Annotated in this window: 9 protein-coding genes and 2 pseudogenes; 7 read left to right on the top strand and 4 right to left on the bottom strand. The window is 70.2% G+C overall.

From position 1 onward, the window contains the following. Positions 1-62: 62 nt before the first annotated feature. From ACR2FV_RS08070 to ACR2FV_RS08055, 4 genes and pseudogenes are all read left to right on the top strand, one after another. Positions 63-185 (top strand): annotated as a pseudogene (locus ACR2FV_RS08070) (GNAT family N-acetyltransferase); the annotation flags it as partial. Between the two features lie 24 nt (positions 186-209). Beyond that, the gene (locus tag ACR2FV_RS08065; protein WP_434015180.1) at positions 210-620 is read left to right on the top strand and encodes a GNAT family N-acetyltransferase; all 411 of its coding nucleotides are present in this window, start codon (positions 210-212) and stop codon (positions 618-620) included. Positions 621-667: 47 nt separating this feature from the next. Next, the gene (locus ACR2FV_RS08060) at positions 668-910 is read left to right on the top strand and encodes a hypothetical protein (RefSeq protein WP_434015179.1); all 243 of its coding nucleotides are present in this window, start codon (positions 668-670) and stop codon (positions 908-910) included. After that, positions 907-1,251 (top strand): type II toxin-antitoxin system PemK/MazF family toxin, encoded by a 345-nt coding sequence (locus ACR2FV_RS08055; protein ID WP_434015178.1) that lies wholly within the window; start codon positions 907-909, stop codon positions 1,249-1,251. The genes ACR2FV_RS08060 and ACR2FV_RS08055 overlap by 4 nt, the downstream gene beginning before the upstream one ends. A 4-nt stretch (positions 1,252-1,255) precedes the next feature. On the opposite strand, the gene ACR2FV_RS08050 is transcribed toward ACR2FV_RS08055, so the two are convergent. Both ACR2FV_RS08050 and ACR2FV_RS08045 read right to left on the bottom strand, forming a co-directional pair. Next, positions 1,256-1,654: a type II toxin-antitoxin system VapC family toxin gene (locus ACR2FV_RS08050; RefSeq protein WP_434015177.1), complete on the bottom strand. Its 399-nt coding sequence runs from the start codon at positions 1,652-1,654 to the stop codon at positions 1,256-1,258. Continuing rightward, positions 1,651-1,896: a FitA-like ribbon-helix-helix domain-containing protein gene (locus tag ACR2FV_RS08045; RefSeq protein ID WP_434015176.1), complete on the bottom strand. Its 246-nt coding sequence runs from the start codon at positions 1,894-1,896 to the stop codon at positions 1,651-1,653. Before ACR2FV_RS08045 ends, ACR2FV_RS08050 begins: the two co-directional genes overlap by 4 nt. Positions 1,897-1,966: 70 nt before the next feature. Here ACR2FV_RS08045 and ACR2FV_RS08040 point away from each other — a divergent pair, with 70 nt between their 5' ends. Beyond that, on the top strand, positions 1,967-4,477 hold the full coding sequence (locus ACR2FV_RS08040) for an excinuclease ABC subunit A (protein ID WP_434015175.1): 2,511 nt from the start codon (positions 1,967-1,969) through the stop codon (positions 4,475-4,477). 103 nt (positions 4,478-4,580) lie between these two features. Here the strand turns inward: ACR2FV_RS08040 and ACR2FV_RS08035 are convergent, their stop codons facing one another. Next, on the bottom strand, positions 4,581-5,033 hold the full coding sequence (locus ACR2FV_RS08035; protein WP_434015174.1) for a TA system VapC family ribonuclease toxin: 453 nt from the start codon (positions 5,031-5,033) through the stop codon (positions 4,581-4,583). Positions 5,034-5,150: 117 nt separating this feature from the next. On the opposite strand from ACR2FV_RS08035, the gene ACR2FV_RS08030 reads away from it, so the two are divergent. Next, positions 5,151-5,633 carry a hypothetical protein gene (locus ACR2FV_RS08030; RefSeq protein ID WP_434015173.1) on the top strand — a complete coding sequence of 161 codons (483 nt, stop codon included), beginning with the start codon at positions 5,151-5,153 and terminating at the stop codon, positions 5,631-5,633. Positions 5,634-5,708: 75 nt separating this feature from the next. Continuing rightward, on the top strand, positions 5,709-6,002 hold the full coding sequence (locus ACR2FV_RS08025) for a luciferase family protein (RefSeq protein WP_434015172.1): 294 nt from the start codon (positions 5,709-5,711) through the stop codon (positions 6,000-6,002). Between the two features lie 161 nt (positions 6,003-6,163). On the opposite strand, the pseudogene ACR2FV_RS08020 reads toward ACR2FV_RS08025, so the two are convergent. Further along, positions 6,164-6,359, bottom strand: a pseudogene (locus ACR2FV_RS08020) (IS3-like element IS1141 family transposase); the annotation flags it as partial.

Raw genomic sequence — 6,359 nt, 5'->3', positions numbered from 1 at the left:
CCCCCGTGGGATGACGTCATCGACGCGATGTTCGTCATCGACCTGTTCGTCGACCCGAGCACCGACGCACCGGCCTCGGCCGCGCCCTGGTCAGCCGCGCACTCACGGCATTCCCGGAGCGATCGGTGTGCCTGCGGGTGGACAGCGCGAACACCCCGGCCCTGGGCCTCTACCGATCTGTCGGCTTCGAGGACCGGCCCGCGCCGATCGTGGTCGCGGCGGGCCGGCCGGGCCGGGACGAGCTGCTCGACCTCTACGACTCGGTGGGCTGGAGCGCCTACACCCGGGAGCCGGAGACGTTGAGCGCGGCGATCGAGGGCTCGTCGTATGTCGTGACGGCTCGGCAGGACGGGGCGCTCGTCGGGCTGGCCCGGGTGATCTCCGACGGTGTGTCGATCTGCTACCTGCAGGACGTGCTCGTGCGGCCCACTCACCGCCGGGTCGGGCTCGGACGCCGGTTGGTGCGCGGCGCCTTGCGGCCCTACACCGAGGTCTGGCAGAAGGTGCTGCTGACCGACGACGAGCCGGGACAACGGGCGTTCTACGAGTCGCTGGGGTATGCCGAGACACGGGACCTGCGAACGGCGAACTTACGGGCCTTCGTCCGCTTCGACCTGTGAACGGCTCGCTCACCTCGCCTGCGGTCATACCGGGTTATACTCGTGAGGTGAAGACTGCCATCTCCATGCCGGACCACACCTACGAGGCCGTGACCCGACGTGCCGCCGAGCTGGGGATCAGTCGTTCCCGGTTCTTGGTGCTGGCCGCCGAGCAGAAGCTTGCCGAGGAGGCGGCGGACGATCTCACGGCGCGCATCGACGCGGCCATCGCCGGGGCCGGACAGGACGAAGAGGCGGTCGACTTCGCGCACACTGCATCCCGGGGCACTCTCGAGCGCTCCCGCTGGTGATCAGCCGCGGAGACATCTGGTGGGCCGATCTCGGGAAGCCCTTGGGCAGCGAGCCCGCGCGGCGACGGCCTGTGCTGGTGATCCAAGCCGATGCCTACAACCGCTCCCGCCTTGCGACGGTGGTCGTTGCGGTCATTACCTCGAACGTCCGGCTGGGCCAGTACCCGGGCAACGTCGACCTGCCGTCAGGCGATTCGGGGCTGCTCCGTGACTCGGTGGTCAACGTGACGGCCGTGGCCACAGTCGACCGCACAGAGCTGACGGATCGGATCGCCGCCGTGCCTGCCCATCTCATGCAGTCCGTGGACCGGGGCATCAAGCAGGTGCTCGACCTGCGCTGAGGTGTCACACGGACCGGATCGCGACCATCCCCCGGGCTGCTGCGGCCAACCGGCGGTCGCGGGTCAGCAACGGAGCATCGAGGGCCTGCGCGAGCACGACATACGTCGCGTCGTATGCGCTCAGGTTGTCGGCGAGGTCGAGCAGCCGCGTCCGCACGGCCGAGTCGACGGGCCAGCGCGTGAAGCCCAGGTCATCGAAGTCGCGCAGCGCGTCGTGGGCGCGCGGTCTGCTGAGGTGGCCGCCGAGCATGAGCCCGCGCAGGGCAGAGACCACCTCCACGTCCAGCAAGCTGGGCGCATGCCACACCCCCGCCGGCATCGCGTCCAGCACCTCCGCTCGGTCGCGCCCGACCAGCAGATCGACGACCACGGAGGCGTCGATCACCCCACGAGGTGAGGTCACGACCTCGACGGAGCAGAGCGAGCGTCTCGATCGTCGCGCACGATCTCCACCGACGAGAGCGCCGAGGTCTCGGACCGGGCGAGGATGCGATCGATCACCTGGCTCCGGGTGGGCGTGGCCACCGCCTCGATGAGCAGCGTCTGCAGGTAGGCGTTGAGCGACTTCCCTTCCGTCGCAGCCCGTGACTTCAGCTCGTCTCGGACTGCCTCGTCGACATCACGGACCTGCAGCAGGACACCCATACGTCGACAATACATCGACATACATATCGTATGAAAGCGGGTTGCCGCTGCCCGCTCGTAGGCTGTGCGGGTGCCCCCCGCCCCAACTCCCGACGACTCCATCCACGTCCACGGAGCCCGACTGCACAACCTGCGTGATGTCGACGTCACCCTCCCCCGCAACCGGCTCGTCGCCTTCACCGGCATCTCCGGGTCGGGCAAGTCGTCGCTCGCGTTCGGCACCATCCACGGTGAAGCCCAGCGTCGCTACTTCGACTCGGTCGCCCCGTTCGCCCGTCGGCTGATCCACACCGCTCTGGACCCGCAGGTCCGCGACATCACCGGGCTGCCCCCGGCCGTCGCCGTCGCCCAACAGCGCGGCGGTGCCAGCAGCCGGTCGAGCGTCGGCACCATCACCACGACCGGCAACACCCTGCGGATGCTGTGGTCCCGCTGTGGCGACTACCCGGTCGACGTCGCGACGATGGACTCCGACCACTTCTCGGCCAATACCGCGGTCGGCGCCTGCCCTACCTGCTCCGGTCTGGGGGTGGTGCACCAGCCGACCGAGGACTCGATGGTGCCGGACCCTGGCCTGAGCATTGCCGACGGCGCGATCGAGGCCTGGCCCGGCGCCTGGCAGGGCAAGAACTACCGCGACATCGTCGCCACCCTCGGCCACGACATCAACGCCCCCTGGCGCGAGCTGCGCCAGGAGTCACGCGACTTCATCCTGTTCAGCGACGACGAGCCGGTGGTCACCGTCGTCCCCGACCGCGCCGCCGGCCGGGTGCACCGTCCCTACCAGGGGCGCTTCGCCAGCGCCCGGCGCTACCTGATGCGCACCCTGGCCGAGACCCGCAGCGCCAGTCAGCGCGCCCGCGCGCTGCGGTATGTCGTCAGCTCGCCGTGCGAGACCTGTCACGGGCGGCGGTTGCGGACCGAGGCTTTGCGCGTCACCTGGCAGGGCATGGCCATCGACATCGCGGCGCACCGGCCGATCGAGGCGTTGCTGCCCATCCTTCGGCAGCGGCTGACCGAGCTGCCCGAGCTGCCCGAGGTCGATGCCACCGCGGTCCAGGAGGCCGAGCGGCTGCTGCTGACCGACCTGGTCGGCCGGTTGCAGGTGCTGGTCGACCTGGGCATCGGACACCTCGACCTGGCCCGGTCCAGCTCCTCGGTCTCCACCGGGGAGCTGCAGCGGCTGCGGGTCGCCACGGCGGTGCGCTCCGGGTTGTTCGGGGTGGTCTACGTGCTCGACGAGCCGTCAGCCGGGCTGCACCCGCAGGACACCGAGGCGCTGCTGCGGGCACTGCGCGGTCTGGTCGGGGCCGGCAACACGGTGCTGGTCGTCGAGCACGACATGGCCGTGGTCGCCGCCTGTGACTGGGTCGTCGACGTCGGGCCCGGCGCCGGCTCGCAGGGCGGCGAGGTGCTCTGGTCCGGCCCGCTCGACGGGCTCGCGGCCGTCGCCGCGTCGGTGACGGCCCGCTACCTGCATGACCCCGTGCACCCCGGTGAGGTGCGACCGGCCTCCGACGCGTCGCCCGGCCACAGGGTGGCCGGGTCCGGCGCCGCGGCCGGCGACACCGCATACCCGCCGGTGCGGTCACCCCGCGGGGAGCTGCGGGTCACCGGCATCGAACGGCACACCCTGCACGGGCTTGATATCACCCTCCCACTCGGTGTGCTCACCGTCATCACCGGCATCTCCGGGTCGGGCAAGTCCACCCTGCTCGACGCGGTGCACGACACCGTCGGTGTTCGGCTCGCTCGGGTCGAGGATCAGCCCGACCCCGTCGACGGGGAGGACGAGGACGGGGAGCAGGCCGAGGGGCAGGGCCGGGTCGCCGAGGCGAGCGCGACCGGTGCGGGTGTCCCGCGACGCCTGGTGCGGATCACGCAGCGGCCGATCGGTCGCACGCCGCGGTCCAACCTGGCGACCTACACGGGGCTGTTCGACCACGTGCGCACGCTGTTCGCGCGGACGCCCTTGGCGCGGGAGCGCGGCTACCGCGCCGGCCGGTTCAGCTTCAACGTGACCGCGGGTCGATGCCCGACCTGCCTGGGCGAGGGGTCGGTGGCCGTCGAGCTGCTGTTCCTGCCCGGAACCTACTCGACCTGCCCCACCTGTGGCGGGTCGCGCTACAACCCGGAGACCCTCGAGGTCACCTGGCAGGGTGTGACCGTGGCCGACGTGCTGGCGCTGACGGTCGATGAGGCGCGTCCGGTGTTCACCGACGAGCCGCCGGTGCGCCGTGCACTGGAGGCGCTGCATACCTTGGGCCTGGGCTACCTGACCCTGGGACAGCCGGCCACCGAGCTCTCCGGCGGCGAGGCGCAGCGGATCAAGCTGGCCAGCGAGCTGCAGACCGAGCGGCGCGCGCCAACCCTCTATCTGCTCGACGAGCCGACGTCGGGTCTGCACCCGGCCGACGTGCACCGGCTGCTCCGCCAGCTGCACACCCTCGTGGATCACGGGCACACCGTGGTCCTGGCCGAGCACGACCCGGTCGCGTTGGCCACCGCCGACTGGGTCGTCGAGATGGGACCGGGCGCAGGCGAGGCCGGCGGTCGCATCGTCACCACATCGGCGCCCTGAGTCGCCGGGCTCGCCCGTGACCATGGGGTGCTACGGCTGCTCGATTGCGTCCGACCCGAAGCCTGCGGACGACCTGCCAGCACCCGACGACCGGCCGGCCAGCTCATGGCGCGTCGCGGACAAGCTCCACGTGGCGCCGGTCCTCCGGGGCCAACATGGCGCTCAGGCGCGCGTCCAAGGTCGCCAGGACGGCTCCGTGGCGTGCGGCGAGGTTGACCAGATGCACATCGGTGACCTGGCGGTATCCCTGCAGATGACTCGTGGAGACGAAAGGTCGCAACAGACTGGTGTCATCGACCAGGAAGACATGGGAGGAGTCCTGACAGGCTTGGTCCAGGCCGGAGAGGCCAGCTGAGATCGGCAGCGACTCGCCCATGACGCCGGGGCTGCCGAGCAGGCGGAGCAAGCCGGACTCGGTGACCGGCGCGGTCGCCCAGCGACACGTCTCGGCCCGCTGCGACCACCATCCGTGGGCGCGGTCGTGGTGGACGTGCGCCGCGTGACTCAAGGCCAGCAACACGTTGACGTCGAGCAGGTATGTCGTCTGCTCAGTCATCCCGGTGGTCTGCGACCGCGAGTGCCCGAGCCGCCGACAGCGCGCGATCATCGATGTCCAAGGTCGTGCGCATCACCGCATCACCGCATCACCGCATCACCGCATCGGACCATCCCGATGGGCCTTGAGTGTGAAGCGTCGAATCTGCTGGGGCGACCCGTCCACCAGATCGGCGACGAGCCGGCCAACCGTGCCGTCACTCGGCGGGATCTCGACCTGCTCGTGCTCCACGACCTGGCGGAGATCGTCGGCTCCTGGGACTGGCTGCTCGGGATGCTGTCCTGGCAGCCCGATGACGGTTCGTGGGAAGACGGCCGCATCTGGACCAGCCCGGACGGCACGTATGTGGTGCTGGAGCAGTCGCCGGCGCTCAACGGCACTCGGCACGACCGGATGGCACCGGGGATGAACCATCTGGCACTGACCGCGCCGGGGCGGGATCTGCTGGACTCGATCCGCGAAGGTGCTGGTGAGCGCGGGTGGCAGGAGATGTTTTGTCGACGCCTAGCCGCACGCGGGCGGCGCCGATCACGTGGCGTTGTTCCTCGAGAACGACCGGGGCTTCGAGGTAGAGCTGGTAGTGGCCGAGAGGACGGCTGACCGGCCAGGCCCCCGCCCTACCACGTCGAGTGATGGCCCGCACCGGCAGCTCGACCAGCTGGCGCCGCCGGCGCTGTGGGGCGAGCTGGCGCAGCGGGTGTTCGCCCTCGATGGGGTCGTCGAGGGGCACAGTCAGGTCTCCCCTGCCGCCTCGAACCCGCACACCTGCATGGCGTCGACGACACCAGCGTCCATCTGTGCCTCCCCGTCACTCGCGGGCAGGAGGTGGTCGAGCTGGGGTGGGCGGAGCCGCATCAGTATGCCGATCACGACACGGAGCTGATGGTCTACGGCCCCCGAAACCCCGGCGAGGTAGACGTCGTGGTCTCACTCATCCAGGAGAGCATCGCCCACGCCCGCCGCGACTGAGGAGCATCACGTTCGCCCCCCGCGCGCCGCGACTGACTGGTGCCTGATTCGGCACACTGGTGCACTGCGCGCGCAGGGCACCAGTGTGCTGAATCGGGCACTAGTCCAGTGGCGTCCAGCTCCGGACGGGGTCGATCACGGAACCTGTCAACCTGGTTGGGTCAGTTCGTTGCTTGGTTCGTTGAGTCTGTTTCGTTGGGTCGGTTGATCCAGGCGGTGCTGGGCAACTCTGGTGGTTCGGGGTGCTTGCGGACGAAGCGCTCGGGGTGGGCCGCGTAGGCCGCGGACAAGGTCACCGCACGGGCCTGCCGGACGGTGGGCGCGTGGCCGTGGTGCACGTCGGTGGGCGTATGCATC

It is taken from the genome of Ornithinimicrobium sp., from assembly GCF_051004135.1.
Taxonomy (GTDB): domain Bacteria; phylum Actinomycetota; class Actinomycetes; order Actinomycetales; family Dermatophilaceae; genus Ornithinicoccus.
The sequence above is the reverse complement of the archived record's forward strand: the minus strand, read 5'-3'. Positions and strand labels throughout refer to the sequence as shown.

What these genes read in the sequence shown, in the direction of transcription:
- ACR2FV_RS08030 (WP_434015173.1), top strand. Translation starts at nt 5,151, where the DNA reads ATGGGCCTTGAGTGTGAAGCGTCGAATCTGCTGGGGCGACCCGTCCAC.
- ACR2FV_RS08035 (WP_434015174.1), bottom strand. Translation starts at nt 5,033, where the DNA reads ATGACTGAGCAGACGACATACCTGCTCGACGTCAACGTGTTGCTGGCC.
- ACR2FV_RS08045 (WP_434015176.1), bottom strand. Translation starts at nt 1,896, where the DNA reads ATGGGTGTCCTGCTGCAGGTCCGTGATGTCGACGAGGCAGTCCGAGAC.